Raw genomic sequence first — 20,512 nt, 5'->3', positions numbered from 1 at the left:
TTAACTGGTCGTTACGATATGTTTCCAGTCCGTGGTGTACTGCTTGCTGAGGAACTCCTGCTTCATCGCCCACTTGCGCTCGAAACTGTCCGCGGCTAACCTGAGGGTCCCCCTGCCGTAACGGCTGTTCAGCCCGTCCATCAGTTCCGAGAGTTTTTGCTCGCGGCTGTGCTCATAAGTGTTAAACAAATTGAACTGCACTTCCCCTTCCGGGATGATCCCGGTCGCCCGAACGCCTGCTTTAAGGTAATGGTAACCCGGCTGGAAGATGGCTCTTGCTGCCTGTACGGCGACGAGCGTCAATTGGTGCGTACTGTTGGCGGCGAATGATACTTTTACCGTCAGGCTGGGATAATGCTGGTCGTGTTTAACATTGTGTTTATTGGTACGCAAATAAATGGTCAGCTGCATGGACATGCTTTTTTGCTGGCGGAGCTTGAGGGCAACGGTCGCGGCATGCATGGCGATGGCTTCTTCGATCGGCGCCAATTCCGTCTGGTAGCTGTTAAAACTCTGGCTGCTTTCGATGCCCTTGGAGCGGTCGGCAACGTCTTTGATCACATTGCAGGGCTTACCCCAGAGTTCCTGGTGAAGGCGCCAGCCCTGTACGGTCATCTCCTGGCGGACGAAGTCGGCTTTGAGTTCCCGGAAGTCATGGGCGGTTTTTATACCGTATGCTTTGAGTTTATCGTAATAGGCATGCCCGATACCCCAGACATCCTCTATCGGAAAATTCCTGATGGTGTTTTCAATTTTGCTTTCGGTATCCAGCACGAAATAAGCAAGCTTTTGTTTTTTGGCGGCTTTGTTGGCCAGTTTGGCCAGGGCCATGGTCGGGCCGATCCCGACGGTGATTGGCAGCCCGGTATGTTTCATGACGTTTTCGCTGATCGTTCTGGCGTGCTGGTCTGGGTCCAGGCTGTGGATCTCGCTTAGCGCCAGGAAGGCTTCATCGATGCTGTAAACCATGAGCGTATAGGTATAGCGGGCGAGGTTGTTCATCAGCCTGGCGCTCATGTCCGCATAAAGCGCATAATTGCTGCTGAAGATCCGGGCTTTATTTTCCTGGAGGAGTTTGCGTACCATGAACTCGGCGTCGGCCATTTTGATGCCGACCGCTTTGGCCTCGTTGCTGCGCGCGATCACGCAGCCGTCGTTGTTGGATAGCACGACGACCACTTTGCCTTCAAGTTCCGGGTTGAACAGGCGCTCGCAGCTGACGTAGCAGTTATTGATATCAACATGCGCATACACGGCCGTACCTCCCTGTTCTGTGTTGTGGCTGTAATACGGGGTTGAGCGTCAGCATGACCACGCCCCAACAGGTCCATTCCTGGCTGTCTTCTATGGTGATGCTGTTAGCGTCATGGTCTGCTTTGAGGAGAAGTTTATCATGTTGGGGTTGGTATTCCCTGGTATAGAAACCGCCTTCATGATAAAAAACGACAATGCTGCCGGGAACGGGCGTCAGCGTCCGGTCAATGACCAGAATATGATCTTTCAGGATACAATGGTCCTTTAAGGCATCGCTGCCCATACGCATAAAAAAGGTATTATCCGGATCCATGACCGTGATCTCGGTGATATCCAGCTCGGGTTCCTCGTGCGTGAGCATCGGCAGACGGAAACCCAGCACATCTCTTTTTTCTCTTTGTCGTCTTTGTCTCAGCATCCCTTTGATCCTTTTATATACGGGACAACAAAATTATGATTTGGGTTTTGGAAATGCTAATATTTTTAGCATAAATTTGTAAACGCAAAATTTGGACGGTATGGGATATGAGGTGTCAAGGGAAAACGGGGCGGAGATCATCTCTGTCACGGAATCGGGTTTAAAGGTCGTTGTTAGGGAGAAGAAACGCGCCGGTGTTCCGGCGGGTAAACCCTACCTGCTGGTAACGGAATATATCATCAGCGGTGGTTTTGTGCCGGCACGGGTCATGTTGTTTGAGGCTTTAAGTGATCCCGGTCTGGAAGCGCTGAAGGCGGTTGCAGATTTTTATTTCGGGGTTTTGCTGGACACGGAGTTGTACGTCAAAGAAGTGCCGGCGGACTCGTCGCTTTACGGAGAGGAAGCGGTCCGCCTGTACGGAACAGGCTTTTTAAAGGATGATGATCATGACCGAGCAGTTAACGCTCTTCGCGGCTTCGGGGCAGACGAAAGGGCTGCCTGAGCATTTGCTGGCATACCGGCCGGAGCTGACCAGTCTGGCGGAAAGCGACCGCCTGCTGGAGCATTTCATCAGGGAATAAAATCCTTTATAAAAAAATGATTATCAATATATCAGGAATTGTATGATTCATTGATTTCGTTTCCAGCATTGCGGGAACTAATGTTTTAATCACTCATAAAGTGGCAAGACAAAGATAGAATATTACTCAAATTGCATGTATTCGCCTGTACTCGTCGCACCTGCCAGCTGCATCGCGTTTAGGGCAGGTCAAATCATTATCAGAAAACTGAACATATAGCTTGCATTAATCTTTTGCAAGATCTCTGATTATTTCGCGTGGATCTTCGCACATCAAATCACATATATTGAAAAAATCAGAAAGATATAATGGCTGCTCTCCCTTTTCGATCCGGACATATTCTCCGGCATCATATCCTAAATGTGAAGCGATCATATCGGGGGTAATATTTTTCCTTGTACGTTCCCTGATAAGCGCGTTTAAAAGTTTGCTCATAAACAATCTGGAACGCTGATTTGATCCACTATTCAATTTTTCCATGATCAGTACCATTTAATCATTTAAACGTTAAAAAGCGGTTCCGGGTTGGGGGAAAAACACCCTACTCAACAGATAAATTTACCCTCATTTAGAAGATTCAGGAATAGTAATGTCTATCAGTTGCATTAACGGAACGTTTAACACCTTGATGATCAAAAAGATTGTTTCCATTTGAAGCCTTGTATGCCCTCTTTCCAGCTTTGAATAGGCATTTTGCGATATACCCAACACTTCAGCAACATCACTTTGTGAAATATTTTTCCTTACCCTGATATAATAATTTTTAAGCCTAATCTATATCCGGAGAATATTGATTCTCCGTTAAAAAAGTACCTACACTGCTATAGGCAGTTTGAACCAAAATTCGGACCCTTCGCCTAAAACACTATTGACGCCAATACTTCCTCCGTGTCGCTCTATGATCTCTTTACAGATATAAAGTCCGATCCCAAATCCGGCTATCATTTTAACATCTTTGTGATCGACCCTGTAAAACCGTTCAAAAATGTTAGGCAGATCGGCGGGATGGATTCCGAGGCCCCGGTCAATAACTCTAATGACAGCATTATTTTCTTCTTTGATGCAGGATACGGTTATTATGGGTTCGCGGGGAGAATATTTGATCGCGTTGTTGACCAAGTTCAAGAGAACCTGTTCTATCTTGCCTTTATCACCGTTGATAAAGACCTGTTCGCAACGAGTGAACTTGACCAGGCCACTTTTAACAGTGACAGTCACGTCATCCTCAGCGGATTGAAGAATGCTATTTATGTCAAAAGAAGATTGATTCAACAGGATTTTGCCCTCCGTTATTCTCGCAACATCTAAAAAACCCGTAATCATTTCCTGCATACGGTCAGTTTGTCGCTGCGCCTTTTTTGCGATCTCTGCAACATCGCCTGCGGAAACTTTTCTGGCTTTCATCTCGATGACCTGAAGATAACCTTTCATAGAGGTCAAAGGTGTTTTCAACTCATGGCTAACTACAGTAATGAAATCATTTTTTCGTTGCTCATCCTGTTTACGTTCCGTAATATCCGCGACTATACCGGAAAACTGCGTCGGGCTTCCATTTATAGATTTAACTAATTTGCCGGTTGTTCTGACCCAACGAAATTTCCCGTCATGAAAGCCAACAATTGGATATTCCAGATCGAAAGATTTACCTTCCTTCATGGCCGTTGCCAAGCTTTCTATGACCAGATTCCGTGATCCATCCTCCACCTGGCCTATAACAGCTTCATATGTTATCTCTTCGTCGGGATAAAATCCAAAAAGTTCTTTGAACCTTTTTGAAGCTGTTAGTTCCAGTGTCCCAATATTCATCTTCCAGGTTCCCAATTCTGCTGATTGTATGGCTAATCTTAATTCTTCTTCAGCCTGTTCTACTGCCAGCCTGTCTTTCACGCTTTGTGTAACATCCAAAGCAGTATTCAAAATTCCCCACACCGTTCCATCCTTACGGGTCAATGGCGTGAAAGCATAATTATAATAAAACTCGCGGATTTCACCTCTATGCTCGTAGAGCATATGCGCTTCGTTCTGCTCATAAATTATACCTTTTTGGTAAACCTTGCGCATTGTTCTCGGAAAGTCAAGCTTTGAGAGTTCCGGCAAAGCTTCTTGGAAAGCCTGGCCGAATACGCTCTCATCCTTACCCCATGCATCAAGCATCCTTTTGTTGGCGAAACGGATTGTCATAGCTTCCCCAACATGCAGAGCCATGGCACTGGGCGCATGCTGTACAATCTGTATAGCCTCTCGTTCTTTAGATAACAGCAGATTATTAAGTTCCAAAATTCGCTGTCCCGTTGTCTCAGCATCTAAAAGCTTTCGTCTAAGCTCCAACTTATCGATTACCTGTTTCGCTAGTATTTTCAAAGCCTTACGCTGCATATCATTTAACTTCTGCGGAACATAATTAATCACACACAAAGAACCGAGTGCCGCGCCATCAGCGTTGACCAAAGGTACACCGGCGTAAAATGTCAGGTTCATATCTCCCGTTACCAGCGGGTTGTCAGAAAATCTCAGATCTTGCTCCGCATCTTCAACTTCAAGAATTTCCGTAGGCTCGTTTATCGCATAAGCGCAAAATGACATCGCACGATCTGTTTCCGTAACATCCAACCCATTATGCGACTTGAACCACTGACGATGCTTATCAACAAAGCTGATCAATGCGATGGGGGTATTACAAATGGCAGAGGCCAGTCCGGTCAGCTCATCAAAATCCTCTTCAGAAGCTGTATCAAGTATATTGTATGAGTAAAGGGCGTTAAGTCTTTCCTGCTCGGTTGACGGTATTGGAGCTATCGGCATGATATCTTTATAATAAGTAATGATGATACAAATAACTAAGGGCCTTGTTTGTTATGCTTGATAAGTCAGGTTATGCCCTTCTTCGTCGATCTTTACTTGGGGCATGCGCCGATATGAATCGAATTAGAATGCAGCCGATCAAATGATAAAGTGCCAATATATCAGATTATATATAAAAGATTGATACCTCCGCTATAAATGCTAAAGGAAAAGACGAGTGGCGGCATCTATATAAAATGTCCTGCGACTCAGAACGGAAAGAAAACTTCTAACAAGTCATCGCCGAAGCAGGGGGAATTTTGCAAAATAATTATTCTGTATCAAAAGGTAAATACACGTTTGGGATACCCGCTAAAATGATTAATATAAAGCCCGATTTCGTCTTTAACCTTTGTTTATCTCATAATTTCTCAGCCATCGTCCGTTTAATTAAGAGATTTATACGATACGTTGTCATGGCTTAAATGAATAAAAAGCTTAGGCAAAACACTTTAGTGTTCGTAAACAGCCTCTTTGCCAAAATTAAATTGATCAGTTCAGAAAACAGATACGTTTTCGGTGATGAGTTTACTTGAAAGAATAATTTAAAATCTTGGATTATATTACTTTGACTTTAGGTGCTACTAACGGCATAATGAAGCAGAATTATCTGACGCAGTCAACAATCCCGGATTATCGATTGTTCGTATATAATTACCGTAATTCATCTATACCGGAAATGGCCTTGAAAAACGCTCAACCAAAAGATCTGGCGCTGCATGTCCTGGAAAAGCTGGAACACAGCAGGACCTCGCTGCTTATTCCTCCGCTGGGAATACTCGAGTCATTATTTACCTGCCTTTTTTTTACGAGCATGCGCACGGAAGAAAGCGATCTGGTAAGGCTCACGGTTACGCTGATCGATCCGGCCGATCCTGACCCGAAACCACCCAGGCAGATCGTCCCAGAAAGATGGAGCAGCAATCCCTTCGGAACCCCTATTTAAATGACGATCCGGGAACTGGTAAAGCTTTCGAAGGCATCCGACCCCTCCAGTACCTCGCTTGCCGTTTACTATGACGCGGACGGCAAGTTGTTCATCTGGGGAATGATCGACCAGGCGCTGCATTACCATAGTTTCCTGAATTATGAATCAGAGTCGGGCTCTGAGCAACCGGGTTTATTCCAGGTTTCCATCAGTGATATCGGTACGTTGGACGTACTTTTTGATTACGAACTGCTGGCAACCCTGAAACAGAACGTGCTGATCCCGCGGTATGTCGACGTATTTACGATAGGACCGGTGTCTAAAATATTAAAATCCAATGCGGCCAGTCTTAAGACAGAGATCAAAGCCTTCCTCTTATCAGCACATCCCGGCGAGGCGTTTGAGGACTGGGAAACTTTTTTAGACGGTCTGTGGATACAAACGCTTTCCCGGCTTTTGCTTCGTATCCAGAACTATCATCACGGGGGGGCTATCCTGATCACGGGTTCCGAAATGGATACCGATATCAAATACAAAGTGGTATACGACCGTTTAAAGAAAGCGGTAACGGCCTATGCAAAGGAGGTGATCCGGAACTACATCGCCGAGAACCTGATCGAAGAATCGCTGGCTGCGGGAAAACGGGTGATCTCCAAAAACTGGTACCTGGAGGAATCGCGGTCGCTGATGGCCAAACAAGGGATAGCAGATGAGATCAAAGGGTGTATTTCCTATCTTTCATCGCAGACCTGCGTGGATGGGGTACTCTCGTTTTCGCCCGACATGGTGTCCAGGGGGTTCGGAGGCGTCCTGAAAGTACGGAAATTACCAAGAAAGATCTTCGTCTCGCCCACAGCAACGGCGACCACTAAATCTTTGGTGCCCACCGATCCGAAACACTTCGGCACCCGTCACCGCTCGATGATCGCTTATTGCTGGAGCCATCCCGGCAGCCTGGGGCTGGTTGTATCCCAGGATGGGGATATCAGGGCATTTTACAGGATGGATGATAAGCTGATCATGTGGGAAAATATAAAAACGCAGCAGTTCATCAAAAGCAGGAAGCTTAAGCGCAGCGGTCCGGACCGGTCATAACGTCGACGGCTGAATGCGAATACTTAACACATAATTCAACTGCATAAGTGCACGCAGCATTTGTTCCGGATACCGGTAACCTTCCTGTCAAAACTTTCCCGCAAACTCATTGTTCCTGTTTTGATTTTTATGGAAAACACTATTCAGGCAGCTATATGTTATTGAACAAACAGATCTCGATCATCTACTTCCTTAAGCTTATCAAGTGGGACATTCTGGCGATCTTCCTTTACGCTTGCCTGGCAGGCACCATGGATTACTTTTCTTTTTTTAAAGATCTGTCCATACCATTCTCCATTTCGGCAATGATCGGTACGCTGTTATCCCTGTTGCTTGCGTTCCGGACTGCACAGTCTTATGAGCGCTGGTGGGAGGCCAGGACGGTTTGGGGGGCGATCGTTAACGACAGCCGGACACTGATCAGGCAATTGATCCAGTTTCTTCCTGAAGATGACAGCAAGGCCGGCATCGTGAAGGAGTTTTCGGTCAGGCAATCGGTCTGGTGTTACGCACTGACCGAAGCTTTGCGGAAATGTCCGTCAGAGAAAGTGGAGCAATATCTGAAGGGAGAAAATAAAGACAGTGACAACCGTCCGAACCTGCTGCTGACCCTGCATGCCGAAAGATTATCGCAGATAAGCCGTGATTACCAGCTGAACGCAAACAAGCAAGTGCAGCTGGATAGTACCCTTCAGCGGTTAACCGATGCGATGGGCAAATGTGAACGCATTAAAAACACGGTGTTTCCGCGGGCTTACAGTGTCCTGATCCATTTTTTGATCTATGTGCTGACCACGATCTTTCCGTTCGGACTGGATGACCAGCACTGGGGTATCGAAATTTGCCTGGCCACGATAGTACCCGTATTGTTCATAGCCATTGAAAGGACAGCGATACTCATGCAGGACCCATTCGAAAATAAACCGACAGATACACCGATGAATGCCTTGTCTGCAACAATCGAGCGTAATCTCTCAGAGATGGCTTCCCTGCCCAAGCCCGAACATCCGGGGCAGCCGGATACGTTTTATCTGATGTAGGGACAGCTTATAATTTCTTCCGGCCTGGAGGTCTGTTAAGAATTGAAAGAAGGTAACGCTAATGATGATTTACCACACCGATTATCCCGGAGGAACTACGAGGAGCCGATTCTACTTATTTTAAAACCGGTTCAACCCGTTTAGCGTAATTACATTAAATCCATCAAACAGCCATGAAAACCAATTATTCAAAGAAAGCAGCAGATGTCGTCATGAACATAAGGGCCTTGCGTGAGAATCGCAATTATACCCAGGACTATATGGCCATGCGGATGCAGATCTCCCAAAATTCCTATTCCAAGATCGAACTCGGCAACTGCAAACTGACTGTCTCGAAACTGCTGGAGATCTGCCACATTCTGGAAGTGGCCGTTGAAGAATTGATTGCCTCGGACATCAAAAAAGTCAGCTTTCGTCTGGCAGACGGTCCGGTCATTTACCAGGAATTATATACAAGCTTCAAGCGTCAGACCAATGTCCGAACGTTGTATCCTGGTGACAGACAGCCGGATATTCCGCTGACAGAGATTCCGGTCTGAATTCAGAAGGTATTAAATAGCCAGCCAGAAGATCATCGCCAACGTCACCAATAAAAATTTGTAAAGCATTAAAAGCCAGACCAACCGGTTCATTCGCCGGCGATGCTCCTCCTATAGTCCTATTCAGCGCTTTGGCCTATGCTAAGTATTCTTCCTGTGGAATAGCGATTTTGCCTGAAAGGACCGATTTAAATTATCCGTTAACTAGTCAGAGCATATTTTCATTTTACTTCCTTATTCATCATGCACCTTCCTTATTTTAAAACCTGCATGGAAGACGCGTCTTTTGCGGTAATTAAATTGCAGAAATGCGAATGGTTTGAAGGGTGCAAATAACAGCCTTTGCCTTTTATAGTTAAACGAGGCGCGCACAGCACGGGTTGGTGGATTGGTGCTTTATATTGACCGATCCCGCCATGAAAAAGAATACCTTACACGATCCATGCTAATGCTTTTCATATCCTTTGTCGTGATGATGGGTTATGTATCTGAACGTGAATGAGGTCAATCATGTTTATTGCGATTGTATATGAGCATGCTAATGGCGGTGCTGATTTGACTGATGATGCCGGAAATGTATACAAATAAGGGTAATAAGTTATAAATCATCCGTTCAAGCGTGGTGGTGTTCGCACAGAACTTTATTAAGGTGCATAGGCAAACGGGCACTGGCGCCCCTTCATATCTGCGCGGGATGATCCGCATCACTGCATCGACATCATGACCGGCGACCATGCGGACATAAATGTTCCGGAGAGAAAGGATCTGGCAGATGATATCACCAAGGTGTGGAATCGATGAAATTGTCCAGATGGAAAATATCCTGAAGCGCCTGAACGGAGGTTTAGGAATTAATTACGTACACAAACCTCCCTTCGCTGGAAGTCTTACTGACCATATTAGTGCCAACAAGCTTCTTGAGTTTGCTGTAAACAGAGGATATGCTTATTCTCAGGCCAGTCTCGCGTAACTGGAAATAGATTGCTTCGGCATCCAGGCCCTTTTCTGATTTTTTCAGCATGGCAAGGATCTGAAGTTCAGCCTGATTATCCGGGGTTTTGTACAACTTATTTATATCATTCGGCATAGAATCATTTTTTTTATCACTTCCTGGTCTTGTAAAGGGCATCTAAATACACCATTCCTTTTTCTAACTGACAAGCCATGTCGTTACCGTTTAAACCAAGATTTTATTTTCGCGGTCAAAGGTTTATCTTGCTTCTTTTCATCTCCGTTTCCGATGAGGTAGCCGTAAGGTTTCAAAGTTTCAATATGATCGAAAACGATCTTTAACATCCCTAAAAGCGGGATCGCTAAAACCATTCCGCCAATGCCCCATAGCGCTTCGCCTAGGACCAGGACAAAAATGGAAAAGAAAGGATTAATGTCTACGTCTTTACCAACTACCAGCGGCTGTAAGATGTAACTTTGGATAAATTGTACAAGCCCGTAGGTGACCAGTACACTCAGCACCATGCCGCCGCCCCCGCCCTGGGCAAGGGCCATCAAAACGGTAAGCGTTGTACCGGTGACATTGCCCACAAAAGGCACGATCTCCAGCGTACCACACAGGATGGCGAAAAAGAAGGCGTTCTGCACACCGACAACTGAAAAACCAATGCCGTACATGACCCACAAGCAGAGTATCATCTTCGCCAGGCCGGATACGTAATTCTGGGCGGCACCTGAGGCTTCTTTGATGATCCGGGTCGTTTTAGCCTCGTCCGCTGGTTTCACCAGCTTCAGGATGAAATTCCTGAAATGTTTTCTCGCACTAATGAACAGGAAAACATAGATCAGAACCAGCACAGCGGTTGTCAGCGAACCCAGGATTCCGGAGGCAAATGAAACGATAATACCAGCTGCGTTACCTGCACCGGATGATCCCTGTTTTTTCAAGAGCTGCTCCTGCTGCTGTTTGGAAACCCCAAATTGTTCACTGATCAGTTGCTGCAACTGCCCGGTATATTGCCTAACCTGGCGCTCGATCTGCTCCACGTTGGCCTGTAAGTTGGATACCCGCCAGCTGAATAAAAACACGAGCAGACCAATAGTCAGTAACAGCAAGACAATGCAGATGACCGCGCCGACCGTACGGTTGATGCCTTTTTGCTCCAGCCAGCGGCTAAAGGGCAGGAACAGCATGGCCAGAATGCCGGCCAGGGCGACAGGCATGAGTATGCCGGCCGTAAAATAAAGCCCACTCAAGATCAAAAATAACAGAAATAAATACTGAATGGCGCGGGATAATGTGGTTGTTGTGTTCAAGCTGATATCTTTTAAAGCCAACATTTGGCTGATACTATTGTTTCCGTTACTATGTATACTTTTGATCACCTTTCGGACACCGAGCAGCAGGAATTTTTGAAATGCCCGGCTTATCTGCCTTTATTAGCTGCAAACAGGCATGGTTTTGCGGGTGATAAGGAACTGGTGGCGGCCGAACCTTTTGACCATCTGGAAACTTTTGCCCCACGTCCTTTACTAGCGGAGCTGTATGAACAGGCGAAACGTGTATACCAGCCTAACCTTGAAAAACTCGACAATCAACTTCCGAAAGGCAAATTCGAGCGGGATGTAGCGATCAGGAGCGAATTGAAAAAGATCAGCGGCTTGCTGCTTAAGTTCGACGCGGCTTTTGCCGCACTGATGCACCAAAACATGAATGCTTTTAAGGGACATGTTTCAGCAGCGCATGAAGATAACCTGGACGACTTTTATTCTCCATGCCCAGCAAGGGGATCTCCGAAGGATCAGATTAAGAGCGCATTTCGTTCAAGGACACTCCACTCTCGATGCCAAAATCCAGTGTACGTATCGGACAGTAATAGTCTTGCCAACAATTCCTTAGATCGATCGGCCACTTCACATCATAGATCGAATCATACAATAATATGAAACCATATACCTCACTTTATATACCGGCCGCAAGGTCATGATTTTGCCTGATACATTGGCTCACCGCAACGGACATAAGGTGATCAAAAGATCGTATAACATTTACACCCACCTCGGCGTTGCTAACCCAGAACTGATAGAGCAAAAGAAAAAAGAGGGACTCCTTGCTGCTGCACCGGACAACCCGGATTATCTAGGTGTTTTGAAGTTGGACCTGCCAGATAAATTATTTAGTTACTCATCCCCCCAAAATGGACTATATGCTGAAGAGGTTAATGAATTAATCGAACTACTAAGTGGGATACGGGAGGACCCTTCTAAATGGCAATAACATATTGCAGGCCATTTATCAAAATCTATAATCTTCCTATGTTGGAATTAAAAATTCAAATCAATATCTAAGTGTCTGATATTGGCACGATCAGAGAAATTTTACATCACATTCACTGGTGGCAGGAACTTTATATTGACTATACACATTCTTATCAAATTCCTAAAGGGATCAGTTTTCATACCGAAAAAATTCTGTCACGAAGTAACTGGGCATTGAATTTAGTCTAAACACTATAGCTAATGCATATATAAACATCATTAATTAATCTCCCCCCAAAAAAATGCTGATAAAATCTTGTATGCCGCAAGACTATCCTTCCCAACTTTTTTAAAAAAAATTTAATGTTGTTTGAGAAGCATATTTAATATGGGGTAAGGCTTTCCTGCTCCGTCCAGTTGGTTCCGGCCTACCCTTCTGAAACCAAGATATTCATAAAAATTCAAAGCCTGTATATTTTGCTCGTTGACGTCGACCTCATTGATACGATATAATCTGATTGCATAATGGACTAAAAGCTTACCGAGGCCCATTCGAAGGGCACCGGGATGAATGAAGAGCGCCTGGATTTTTTGGTCAGTGATACCGATGAAACCCTGTAAATTGTGATCATAGCCGGCGCAATGAATATTCATTATGGGTAAAAACGCTTCAAGCATTGACCGGTAACGGTTAATGTCTTTCTCATATAAAAAATCGTGCGTAGCTCTGACTGATTTCTCCCATAGTCTGATCAGCCCATTATATTCTTGTTCCGAAGGCTTCCATATATCAATCTCCATATGTCAAAAAAACGAGTTTTTGTTTTTAGTTAAGGGAATCCTTGAGTTTTTCCGAATCCAGTTGGTAATGATAATGATCTTACTGGTAATATTAAGATCGCCCATTTCCTCATCAAGCGCGTCTAAAAATTGCCAGCCATCCATAACAGGCATAGTCAGATCTAACAAAATATAATCAGGCAATAGCTTTTTGCTGTTAAAAAGAGTTCTCAAATGATCGATCGCAACTCGACCGTTGCGGCAGCACTTAATAGACGATCCCGGATAAATTTTGTCAATCAGGCGGGTAGTTATAAAATTGCTGATATCGTCGTCATCTATTACGCAGACAGTATTTTTCATATTACGTAGATGGGTTTGTCGCTAAGATAGTTTTAATCTTCGAACTCACGAATTTAAATTAAAAGTAAAATCGACCACACACATAATCATATTAATTAAATAAATTAATCGCAAAAGTATCTAATGCATATTGGGTCAAACCTTTTATAAGAAGCATTTCGTAAATAAATCTTAAAACATTTCCTGCGTTTTTATGCCCGTTGTTAGTGGTCAAATGGAATTGAGGCCTAATCAATGTTATGCAAAGTATAACTCCCCTGATCATTATAAGCTATTGTATGGTAGCGTTTTAGTTGGTAAAATGAAAACCGGGCCTTAAATTATCGGAATGATCAATCTTAGTTATTTTTAGACCTTACAGGTTTACTTAGAACCAAAAGGAGTATCGATTTATTTTGGCATATTTTATGTTATGCCGATGATAAAAATTTAATACCCTTTGATTATCATTTATGAAAACACTTTTAAAAAAAGCATCATTACTAATGACCGGCTTGCTGGTTGGCGGTAAATTGTTTGCGCAGACCCCCGATTCACTAAACACAAAGAATTATGTACAACCTTTCTCAGGCGGCGGCTCTTTCCGCACCTGGACAATAGGTGTTCATGGTGGCCTTTTAACACCATACACCATTTTTGGCACCAACGGCCGCCAGGATTACAGAAATCCAAAATCTGAAATCGGCTACGGTGCTTACATCCAAAAACAATTTTTACCGGGCTTCGCTTTACAGGCTGATTTCTTAAGAGGCCAGATCAGCGGCGAGAATGGACAAGCTGTGGGCGCAATAGCCGCAGGAAGCAGCTACACTACCAAACTTGACTGGAGCGCAGCTTTAAAAGCAAACTTTACATTAGCTAACATTAACTGGTATAACCACAAAGGTGCTATACAGCCATACATTAGTGCAGGTGCCGGTTACGCAGGTTACAAAGTAACTACCCAGGATGCTTCAGGTAATACTTTAGCAAGCAGCAATGGTACAAGCAAAGAATGGTTCATTCCGGTTGGTTTAGGCTTTAAATTCAACCTTGGTTCAGGTGTTAACTTAGACTTGGGTTACCAGGTTAACTTTGTACAAACTGATAACTTTGACGGCCTTAACGTAGGTGGTAACGACAGGTTCTCTTATGCACACATCGGTTTAGAATTTGCTCTTGGAAGCACTAAAAAACCACAGTTAGCTACTTACAACCCGGTTAACTCAATGCGTACCGAATACTTATGGAAAAACCAACAACTACAAGCACAAGTTGATGCTGAAAAAGCAGCAAACGCACAGTTAAGAAGCGACTTAGACGCTACTAACGCAAACGTCGCCAAATTGACTATCGACAGTGATGGTGATGGTGTTATCGACTTAAACGATAAATGCCCTAACACACCGGCAGGTACTAAAGTTGATGGCTCAGGCTGTCCGTTAGCTAAACCGGTAGTAGTGGTTACTGAAGAAGATCGCCGTGTGGTTAGAGACGCTATCTCAAACCTTGAGTTTGACTTAGGTAAAGCAACCATCCGCGAAAAATCATTCGCAAGCTTAGACAGGGTAGCACGTTTATTAGTTGATAAAAACTTCAGCTTAAAATTAGCCGGTCACACAGATAACACAGGTTCAAAAGACTTAAACATGCGTTTATCTAAAGACCGTGCAGAAGCTATCAAAACCTACTTAGTAGAGAAAGGTGCTAATGCATCACGTATCGAAGCTACCGGTTACGGTCAGCTACAACCAATTGCTTCTAACAAAACAGCAGCAGGTCGTCAGCAAAACCGTCGTGTAGAGTTCACTCTTTATTAATAGATAAGAGATACTGCTACAACAAAAAAAAGCCACTCCCAAATGGGGGCGGCTTTTTTTGGCAAATTAAACCCTAAAAATGCCTGTCGTTGAACCGATGATCGTCTTTTAATGTCAATACAAAGCTTCAAACTGATATTTTTTTCGCATGAGGTACCCTATTAATTGACGCATCGCAAAATTATATAGATTCCGTGTATTGACAATTGCGGTGTCTCGGCTTATAAATACTTAATAAATTTAGATTTTATCAAAGCCAGTAACCGTCTGGTTACAAATGTCAGTGACGCCTTAGAAGTAGGTAAGTGAAATTCGAGAACAGTAACTTTATCCAATCTTATGTTATCAAATTAACAATTTTTATCTAATGGAATACCCATTAAAACCAGTACATTAGGTTCCTGTTGACAATAACACCTATCGAATGAACGCGGACGGAATTATCATAAAAAATCAAGACGCCAGGAACTTGGTGTCAGCAACAATTTTTAAGATTCAAAAAATTAGAATTGAAAAAAAAATATCTCAGCGAGTCATTGCTGATGCTTTAGGCGTATCGCAAAATGCATATTCTAAAATCGAGCAGGAACATACCAGGTTACAACTCGAAACACTTTTCATAATCAGCAAAGTTCTTGAAGTAGAAATATTAGAACTATTGGATTTTAATCATATTCCAAAATCGTTTAAGGAAGTCTAAGTAGAATTATTGAACAACGTTTTTTTCCAATCACTATCATCTGTAGCATAATATTTGGATATAACCTAATTAACTTGTCATAGATGAAAACGAAAGTTTAAATCAAAGAGCTGAAAAGTCTGTAAGCAATCTACGCGTTACAATAAAAAATATGCGATTAAAATAAGGACTGACACCTTTTGAAGTAGCGTTATCTCTTGGCATTCAAGTAGAAGATTATTTTGATATAGAAGATGGTTCAACTACTTTATTCTTATCGGATTTCTTTAAGATCTGTGAGGCGATACATATCGATCCCCGGGAGGTGCTAAAAATTATAAGGGATATCTGATTACAAACAAGTGTACGTCATATTCGCACTATGTTTTGTTCAAAACACCGATAAGTGAAATTATATGCTTTTGACAGTACGCAGATCGTCAAAAGGCCTTTGTGAAAATTAGAGATTCTTACACGTCTACTTAAAATCTCGCCGGCATTAAGTTTTCTGATGTTCAGAAATAATTTGTAATAATACAGATAAGCCAGCTCCACACCCTTTGAAGCATTTGGCGGGAGCTTAGTTATCCCTTCATAATCGTACAAAAAGTCTTGATGAATGTCAGCTTCTATTGCCTCTTTCTCTGCGTCCGTAAACACATTCATATCTATGCCTGGGAAATAAGTTCTGCCCATTACGATATAATCTGCTTTTAAATCACGCAAAAAGCTTATTTTTTGAAGGGCAGAGCCTAACTTCATGGCAGATAGTTTCAAATCCTCATAGTATGTTTTGTCTCCATTTGTAAAAATTTGCAGACACATCAATCCTACTACCTGGGCAGAACCTAATATGTAGTTCTCATAAGAATCAAAGCTATGGGTTTTCTCATTTAAGTCCATACTTCTGAGAAAAAGCCTCACCAGTTCCAGGTCGATCTGATAAAGGTTGACGGTTTGTTGGAAAGAATGCAATACGGGATTTAAACTTATTCTAAGACAGATCGCTTCAAAGCAATCATCTTCAAATTTTCTTAACAAATAAGATTTATCATATGCATAAAAGCGTCTACGATCTCGTCAGCGAGTCTGACAAACCCATAGATCGCATAAACAGATTTTTGAATGTCTTTGCCGAAAAGTCTGATTCCCAAGGAAAAGCTCGTACTATAATTCGAAGTGATCACTTTGCTACAAAGGTTAGACAAAACAAGACGGGTTGTCGATAAAGGGGAAGTTTAAAGCGGGCGGGCGGGGACAGCTTTAAGCGGGCGGCACATCCCGTTCCGGCCGGCCCCGCTCACACGTTGGTGTTTACCGTTTAATTTTTACTCCATTGAAAGAACAGCACCTGACCGTCAACGATATTGCCGGACTTACCGCTGGGATTAACGAATATTCTAATTCCCTGATTGCCCGCGTGAACGATCATGCCATCCAGCTCAGCGTCATGACGGCACCTTTTTTCTGGCATTATCACCCTTATTCGGATGAAACCTTTCTGGTGACCGAAGGCGTTGTGGTCATCGAACTTGAGGACCGTACCGTAGAACTGCATCCGGGTCAATTGTTCACGATCCCCAGAAACGTAAAGCACAGGACGCGGCCGAAAGACGGTCGCTCGGTCAATCTGACATTTGAAAGCGAAAGCATGCGCACGGTCCGCCTGGAGTAGGCTGGCCGGCAGTTGAAACAACCCGCCAGGCCGGGGTTATTCTCGCGTTTGCGGTAAGGTAGCGTCATACCCTGATCCGGAAAGTATTCAACATTTGGATTTTTTTTGCGCGATAAAATTAATTTTGCGGGCATGACCCTGTTGGAATCTAACGATTTGGACCTTGACGGAAAGCCCGGAGCGGTATGGCGCGGAAGTTTTCTTGCCGGCCGCACAGCGGAGGAGATGACCATTCAGCTTTACCGTCTTCCGGGATTTTATGCGAAGGTATTTTATGACGCAGCTTCCAATAAGATAAGTGATATCCGTTCGTTTACTTCCAACAGCGGACTGGCGCCTTATGTAGCGCTGAAGAAAATTCAGACTGGTAAAGAAATATGATGAAGAAAGTTTTCCTTTATGCCGTGGTGTTAAGCGGCGCATTAGCTTTGATCTCCTGGGGTTTTAAGGGCCACCGCGCTATTGCGGCCATTGCGCAGAAACATTTGACGAGCAATACGGCCTATGTGGTCTCGGCTTACCTGAACGGACAGGCGATGCCGGATGTGGCGACCTGGGCGGACGAGAACCGCAACCCCAAAACCGCGGGCTGGCATTACCTGAACCTGCCGCTTGGTTTAAGCCATGAAGCTTTTGTTTCGGCGGTTTCGCAAAGTGACAACAATGTGTATACGGCGATATTTAAAACGGAAACGAGCCTGAAGGATAAAAACTTGCCCGCTGAGGCAAAAAATGAAGCGCTGAAATATCTGATCCACCTGGTGGGCGACGCGCACCAGCCCATGCATGTAAGCCGCAAAGAAGACAAAGGCGGCAATACGATCCAGCTGCGTTTCGACAATAAGGGCACCAACCTGCACAACCTTTGGGACAGCAAGCTGATCGACCATGAGGGTTTGAGCGAACAGGATATCGCTAAAAACTACGATGTAGCAACACCGGCACAGATCAGGCAATGGCAGGCGGACAGCCCGGTGGAATGGTTATGGGAAAGCTACCAGATCAGCAGCGAGCTTTACGGGTCAGCCAAAGCCGGCCAAGCGATTGACGAAGCTTATTACCAAAAATATATAGCGACGGTGCACAAGCGGATCGACCAGGCGGGTATCCGCCTGGCGGGTGAATTAAATAAGTTATTTAACTCGGCCGCCCCGCCGCAGCCGGGCGCTGCCCCTGCCACGGCTGCGGCCCTTCAGCAAGCCCCGGCCGCTACCGCTTTAAAACTGGAGGATATCAAAAATGCTGTAGGCAAAACGGTAGCGGTGAGCGGTAAAGTATTCAGTTCAAAGGATATTGGCAGTATGGTATTGGTGAATCTGGGTGCCGCTTATCCGGATCAATTGCTGACGGTGGCGCTGAAAGGTAAGGCAAAGGCACTCGGTGCACAGCTGACGGATAAAACAGTCAAGGTAACCGGGGAAGTGATCAGTTACAAGGGTAAACCGGAGATCATCGTTACGGATCCGGCTAATATTAAATTCTGATGAGCGCACCTTTCACGTTATTGATCAATTTTGACGGGCAGGAGCGCGAGTTCAGCGCCAGGTACGAACGCTGGGGCTATACGCACCGGATCGCGGTACTGATCGGCGAGATCACGTTCGTTTTCGAACCGGATGAAGAGGGCGGTTACCGGGCCCTCAGCAACGCGCAGGCGGCACAGGTGCCGGTGAAGGAAAGCCTGCTTCAGCTCATTGCAGAAAAATTAAAGCAACTGAGCCGCTGACCGCAGTTATGCCGACGAAACGTTTGCCGGTTTGCCGCCACGGCGATCCCCATTTTTTCTGCGCCTGACCAGCCGCAGGCTTCTTTGATCATTGGTAAAGCCCGGCCATAGTAAGCGGCCTCTTTGATATAAATGCAGGGCGACGGTCTCTGTTTTACGGGAATGACTACACATCCGGCGATATCGGCTACACCGGGACAAGCCTGAACTGAGCTGCCGCCCAGGCTTTGGTTATTGTGCCGTACTGGAAAAGTCCGGCTGATCAGCCGGAAGTAACACGCTGCGTACCGCGTTATCAATCGTGCCATTCTTTATTTGCCGAGGCGTGGTCGATGATCAGCCGGATCTTATCATCCAGTTCCCGGGCGCTTAACTGCAAGAGCCGGATCTCCTCCGCCTGCCGGATCAGCTCGCCGGGACGGTCAGGATCGAGCAGGCTGATCAGCCCCAGGATAGACGCCACCGGTTTGCGCAGCTCGTGGGACTGCAGGAAGGCGATCTGCCTGAGTGCCATCTGCTGTTTATTCACGATCTCCTTTTGCTCTACCTGCTGGGTGATATCCGCACAGTTTACCGAGACGCCGATGATCTTTCCGGCAGCGTCGGAGGCGGGCTCAAACCGCACGCGGCGCCAGGTGTCTTTACCTTTTACTGTCAGGCAGCGTTCATCAAAGACAGGTTTGCCGTTCAGTGCGCTGATATAGTCGTCGTAAAATCCCTGAAAGTTCCGCGGATGTATATAGGGTGTCATCAGCTCCCCCCTTTTCATAGTTAACCCGTAAGTGTTGTGTACATGGTTGTTCCAGGCCCTGTTAAAAGCCAGGATCCGGAACCCGCTGTCCAAAAGCAGGTGGTGATCGAGTGAACTTTCAAAAAATGAACGCAGCTCGATCTCGGATTGCCGGGCCTGTACGTACTGACTTTTCAGTATCTGCAGACTGACATCAAACTCCAGGAGCTGGATGATCTGACGGGCCAGTGACCGTAGCGCCTTCCGCTGGACCTCACTGAGCTGCCCCGGCTTATTGTCAGTTACGCAAAGGGTTCCCAGTGCGTGCCCGTCCTGGGTAATCAGCGGCGTACCGGCATAAAAACGGACCGGGTCAGAAACGGCAGCACCGGGCCCGGTTGCGGCCGGCTGCTGCGAATGGATATCTTCGATGACCAGCATATCCCCATTCCGGACCACCCTTTCACAGAAGGGGTCTTTACCCGTGCCGGGGTCTGAAGAGCTGCTTATCCTGACATTTGTGCATTGCTTGTCTTCATCAATAAAAGTCAGTAAGGCGACAGGACAATGGCAAAGCTCCGCGGCAAGGGTGATCAGATTTTGCAGTTCTTCTTCTTTCGAAAAGTCGAGTTTGAGAAATCGGTTGACAGATTGCAGGCGTTCCAGTTCTCTTAAAGGCATAGGCGCTCCGGGTAACACGTTAGAATTCAGCTGATGATGCAAATCAACGGCCGAAAACGGCCGGAATTGCCTGCATAATATAGAAATTTTATTCCTAAGAAAATAAATTATTTCACAACGACTGAGAATGAGAACTGTTCAGCCACTCGCTGTATCATGGCGGCCTTCGTTTC

General features: G+C 45.2%; 25 protein-coding genes. 13 read left to right on the top strand and 12 right to left on the bottom strand.

What is annotated here, in order from left to right:
* Together D0C36_RS20405 and D0C36_RS20400 are read right to left on the bottom strand one after the other, a co-directional pair.
* Nucleotides 1–1,254, bottom strand: a complete 1,254-nt coding sequence (locus tag D0C36_RS20405; protein WP_117393539.1) for a Y-family DNA polymerase — start codon at nt 1,252–1,254, stop codon at nt 1–3.
* Nucleotides 1,238–1,672, bottom strand: a complete 435-nt coding sequence (locus D0C36_RS20400) for a LexA family protein (protein ID WP_117393538.1) — start codon at nt 1,670–1,672, stop codon at nt 1,238–1,240. Before D0C36_RS20400 ends, D0C36_RS20405 begins: the two co-directional genes overlap by 17 nt.
* 100 nt (nt 1,673–1,772) lie before the next feature.
* Here D0C36_RS20400 and D0C36_RS20395 point away from each other — a divergent pair, with 100 nt between their 5' ends.
* Complete coding sequence (locus D0C36_RS20395) at nt 1,773–2,174, top strand: hypothetical protein (protein ID WP_117393537.1); 402 nt, start codon at nt 1,773–1,775, stop codon at nt 2,172–2,174.
* Nucleotides 2,175–2,478: 304 nt separating this feature from the next.
* Here the strand turns inward: D0C36_RS20395 and D0C36_RS20390 are convergent, their stop codons facing one another.
* The 3 genes from D0C36_RS20390 to D0C36_RS20380 form a co-directional block, all read right to left on the bottom strand.
* Nucleotides 2,479–2,733, bottom strand: a complete 255-nt coding sequence (locus D0C36_RS20390) for a helix-turn-helix domain-containing protein (RefSeq protein ID WP_147322067.1) — start codon at nt 2,731–2,733, stop codon at nt 2,479–2,481.
* An 84-nt stretch (nt 2,734–2,817) separates the two neighbouring features.
* Entirely contained in the window at nt 2,818–3,006 is a 189-nt protein-coding gene (locus tag D0C36_RS25010; RefSeq protein WP_394339852.1) for a helix-turn-helix domain-containing protein, read from the bottom strand.
* A gap of 60 nt (nt 3,007–3,066) precedes the next feature.
* A complete protein-coding gene (locus tag D0C36_RS20380; RefSeq protein WP_117393534.1) occupies nt 3,067–5,055 on the bottom strand; it encodes an ATP-binding protein in 1,989 nt (662 codons plus the stop codon).
* Nucleotides 5,056–5,689: 634 nt separating this feature from the next.
* Between D0C36_RS20380 and D0C36_RS24830 the strand changes: the two genes are divergently transcribed.
* The 4 genes from D0C36_RS24830 to D0C36_RS20365 all read left to right on the top strand — a co-directional run bounded on the left by D0C36_RS24830 (nt 5,690) and on the right by D0C36_RS20365 (nt 8,696).
* Nucleotides 5,690–6,040: a hypothetical protein gene (locus D0C36_RS24830; protein ID WP_233524535.1), complete on the top strand. Its 351-nt coding sequence runs from the start codon at nt 5,690–5,692 to the stop codon at nt 6,038–6,040.
* On the top strand, nt 6,041–7,117 hold the full coding sequence (locus tag D0C36_RS20375) for a hypothetical protein (RefSeq protein ID WP_233524534.1): 1,077 nt from the start codon (nt 6,041–6,043) through the stop codon (nt 7,115–7,117).
* 47 nt (nt 7,118–7,164) lie between these two features.
* Nucleotides 7,165–8,157: a bestrophin family protein gene (locus tag D0C36_RS20370; RefSeq protein ID WP_233524533.1), complete on the top strand. Its 993-nt coding sequence runs from the start codon at nt 7,165–7,167 to the stop codon at nt 8,155–8,157.
* Nucleotides 8,158–8,330: 173 nt separating this feature from the next.
* The gene (locus tag D0C36_RS20365; protein ID WP_117393532.1) at nt 8,331–8,696 is read left to right on the top strand and encodes a helix-turn-helix domain-containing protein; all 366 of its coding nucleotides are present in this window, start codon (nt 8,331–8,333) and stop codon (nt 8,694–8,696) included.
* Between the two features lie 844 nt (nt 8,697–9,540).
* On the opposite strand, the gene D0C36_RS25005 is transcribed toward D0C36_RS20365, so the two are convergent.
* Entirely contained in the window at nt 9,541–9,783 is a 243-nt protein-coding gene (locus D0C36_RS25005; protein ID WP_158557160.1) for a transcriptional repressor, read from the bottom strand.
* Nucleotides 9,784–9,866: 83 nt separating this feature from the next.
* On the bottom strand, nt 9,867–10,988 hold the full coding sequence (locus D0C36_RS20355; RefSeq protein WP_117393530.1) for an AI-2E family transporter: 1,122 nt from the start codon (nt 10,986–10,988) through the stop codon (nt 9,867–9,869).
* Here D0C36_RS20355 and D0C36_RS20350 point away from each other — a divergent pair, their 5' ends adjacent.
* Complete coding sequence (locus D0C36_RS20350) at nt 10,989–11,594, top strand: hypothetical protein (protein ID WP_147322066.1); 606 nt, start codon at nt 10,989–10,991, stop codon at nt 11,592–11,594.
* A 37-nt stretch (nt 11,595–11,631) separates the two neighbouring features.
* Nucleotides 11,632–11,925: a hypothetical protein gene (locus tag D0C36_RS20345; RefSeq protein WP_117393528.1), complete on the top strand. Its 294-nt coding sequence runs from the start codon at nt 11,632–11,634 to the stop codon at nt 11,923–11,925.
* A 341-nt stretch (nt 11,926–12,266) separates the two neighbouring features.
* Here the strand turns inward: D0C36_RS20345 and D0C36_RS20340 are convergent, their stop codons facing one another.
* The gene (locus D0C36_RS20340) at nt 12,267–12,707 is read right to left on the bottom strand and encodes a GNAT family N-acetyltransferase (protein ID WP_117393527.1); all 441 of its coding nucleotides are present in this window, start codon (nt 12,705–12,707) and stop codon (nt 12,267–12,269) included.
* A 3-nt stretch (nt 12,708–12,710) separates the two neighbouring features.
* Nucleotides 12,711–13,049: a response regulator gene (locus D0C36_RS20335; RefSeq protein ID WP_117393526.1), complete on the bottom strand. Its 339-nt coding sequence runs from the start codon at nt 13,047–13,049 to the stop codon at nt 12,711–12,713.
* Nucleotides 13,050–13,501: 452 nt separating this feature from the next.
* Between D0C36_RS20335 and D0C36_RS20330 the strand changes: the two genes are divergently transcribed.
* Both D0C36_RS20330 and D0C36_RS20325 read left to right on the top strand, forming a co-directional pair.
* Nucleotides 13,502–14,848, top strand: coding sequence for an OmpA family protein (locus tag D0C36_RS20330; protein WP_117393525.1), 1,347 nt, complete (start codon nt 13,502–13,504; stop codon nt 14,846–14,848).
* Nucleotides 14,849–15,272: 424 nt separating this feature from the next.
* Entirely contained in the window at nt 15,273–15,548 is a 276-nt protein-coding gene (locus D0C36_RS20325) for a helix-turn-helix domain-containing protein (RefSeq protein ID WP_117393524.1), read from the top strand.
* A gap of 348 nt (nt 15,549–15,896) precedes the next feature.
* Here D0C36_RS20325 and D0C36_RS20320 read toward each other — a convergent pair whose 3' ends face one another.
* Nucleotides 15,897–16,568 carry a phytoene/squalene synthase family protein gene (locus D0C36_RS20320; RefSeq protein ID WP_233524532.1) on the bottom strand — a complete coding sequence of 224 codons (672 nt, stop codon included), beginning with the start codon at nt 16,566–16,568 and terminating at the stop codon, nt 15,897–15,899.
* Nucleotides 16,562–16,714, bottom strand: coding sequence for a squalene/phytoene synthase family protein (locus tag D0C36_RS25000; protein WP_394339851.1), 153 nt, complete (start codon nt 16,712–16,714; stop codon nt 16,562–16,564). The genes D0C36_RS20320 and D0C36_RS25000 overlap by 7 nt, the downstream gene beginning before the upstream one ends.
* A 149-nt stretch (nt 16,715–16,863) precedes the next feature.
* On the opposite strand from D0C36_RS25000, the gene D0C36_RS20315 reads away from it, so the two are divergent.
* The 4 genes from D0C36_RS20315 to D0C36_RS20300 all read left to right on the top strand — a co-directional run bounded on the left by D0C36_RS20315 (nt 16,864) and on the right by D0C36_RS20300 (nt 18,928).
* The gene (locus D0C36_RS20315) at nt 16,864–17,202 is read left to right on the top strand and encodes a cupin domain-containing protein (RefSeq protein ID WP_233524531.1); all 339 of its coding nucleotides are present in this window, start codon (nt 16,864–16,866) and stop codon (nt 17,200–17,202) included.
* 132 nt (nt 17,203–17,334) lie between these two features.
* Entirely contained in the window at nt 17,335–17,583 is a 249-nt protein-coding gene (locus D0C36_RS20310) for a hypothetical protein (protein ID WP_117393523.1), read from the top strand.
* A complete protein-coding gene (locus D0C36_RS20305) occupies nt 17,580–18,686 on the top strand; it encodes a S1/P1 nuclease (protein WP_117393522.1) in 1,107 nt (368 codons plus the stop codon). Before D0C36_RS20310 ends, D0C36_RS20305 begins: the two co-directional genes overlap by 4 nt.
* On the top strand, nt 18,686–18,928 hold the full coding sequence (locus D0C36_RS20300; RefSeq protein WP_117393521.1) for a hypothetical protein: 243 nt from the start codon (nt 18,686–18,688) through the stop codon (nt 18,926–18,928). The genes D0C36_RS20305 and D0C36_RS20300 overlap by 1 nt, the downstream gene beginning before the upstream one ends.
* 295 nt (nt 18,929–19,223) lie before the next feature.
* Here the strand turns inward: D0C36_RS20300 and D0C36_RS20295 are convergent, their stop codons facing one another.
* Entirely contained in the window at nt 19,224–20,339 is a 1,116-nt protein-coding gene (locus D0C36_RS20295; RefSeq protein WP_147322064.1) for a GAF domain-containing protein, read from the bottom strand.
* Nucleotides 20,340–20,512: the final 173 nt, after the last annotated feature.

Origin of the sequence: Mucilaginibacter conchicola, from assembly GCF_003432115.1 — a bacterium.
GTDB lineage: Bacteria > Bacteroidota > Bacteroidia > Sphingobacteriales > Sphingobacteriaceae > Mucilaginibacter > Mucilaginibacter conchicola.
The sequence above is the reverse complement of the archived record's forward strand: the minus strand, read 5'-3'. Positions and strand labels throughout refer to the sequence as shown.

What these genes read in the sequence shown, in the direction of transcription:
- D0C36_RS20400 (WP_117393538.1), bottom strand. Translation starts at nt 1,672, where the DNA reads ATGCTGAGACAAAGACGACAAAGAGAAAAAAGAGATGTGCTGGGTTTC.
- D0C36_RS20365 (WP_117393532.1), top strand. Translation starts at nt 8,331, where the DNA reads ATGAAAACCAATTATTCAAAGAAAGCAGCAGATGTCGTCATGAACATA.
- D0C36_RS20355 (WP_117393530.1), bottom strand. Translation starts at nt 10,988, where the DNA reads ATGTTGGCTTTAAAAGATATCAGCTTGAACACAACAACCACATTATCC.
- D0C36_RS20345 (WP_117393528.1), top strand. Translation starts at nt 11,632, where the DNA reads ATGATTTTGCCTGATACATTGGCTCACCGCAACGGACATAAGGTGATC.
- D0C36_RS20325 (WP_117393524.1), top strand. Translation starts at nt 15,273, where the DNA reads ATGAACGCGGACGGAATTATCATAAAAAATCAAGACGCCAGGAACTTG.
- D0C36_RS20305 (WP_117393522.1), top strand. Translation starts at nt 17,580, where the DNA reads ATGATGAAGAAAGTTTTCCTTTATGCCGTGGTGTTAAGCGGCGCATTA.
- D0C36_RS20295 (WP_147322064.1), bottom strand. Translation starts at nt 20,339, where the DNA reads ATGCCTTTAAGAGAACTGGAACGCCTGCAATCTGTCAACCGATTTCTC.
- D0C36_RS20310 (WP_117393523.1), top strand. Translation starts at nt 17,335, where the DNA reads ATGACCCTGTTGGAATCTAACGATTTGGACCTTGACGGAAAGCCCGGA.
- D0C36_RS20380 (WP_117393534.1), bottom strand. Translation starts at nt 5,055, where the DNA reads ATGCCGATAGCTCCAATACCGTCAACCGAGCAGGAAAGACTTAACGCC.
- D0C36_RS25005 (WP_158557160.1), bottom strand. Translation starts at nt 9,783, where the DNA reads ATGCCGAATGATATAAATAAGTTGTACAAAACCCCGGATAATCAGGCT.
- D0C36_RS20375 (WP_233524534.1), top strand. Translation starts at nt 6,041, where the DNA reads ATGACGATCCGGGAACTGGTAAAGCTTTCGAAGGCATCCGACCCCTCC.
- D0C36_RS20335 (WP_117393526.1), bottom strand. Translation starts at nt 13,049, where the DNA reads ATGAAAAATACTGTCTGCGTAATAGATGACGACGATATCAGCAATTTT.
- D0C36_RS20390 (WP_147322067.1), bottom strand. Translation starts at nt 2,733, where the DNA reads ATGGAAAAATTGAATAGTGGATCAAATCAGCGTTCCAGATTGTTTATG.
- D0C36_RS20300 (WP_117393521.1), top strand. Translation starts at nt 18,686, where the DNA reads ATGAGCGCACCTTTCACGTTATTGATCAATTTTGACGGGCAGGAGCGC.
- D0C36_RS24830 (WP_233524535.1), top strand. Translation starts at nt 5,690, where the DNA reads ATGAAGCAGAATTATCTGACGCAGTCAACAATCCCGGATTATCGATTG.
- D0C36_RS20340 (WP_117393527.1), bottom strand. Translation starts at nt 12,707, where the DNA reads ATGGAGATTGATATATGGAAGCCTTCGGAACAAGAATATAATGGGCTG.
- D0C36_RS20330 (WP_117393525.1), top strand. Translation starts at nt 13,502, where the DNA reads ATGAAAACACTTTTAAAAAAAGCATCATTACTAATGACCGGCTTGCTG.
- D0C36_RS20395 (WP_117393537.1), top strand. Translation starts at nt 1,773, where the DNA reads ATGGGATATGAGGTGTCAAGGGAAAACGGGGCGGAGATCATCTCTGTC.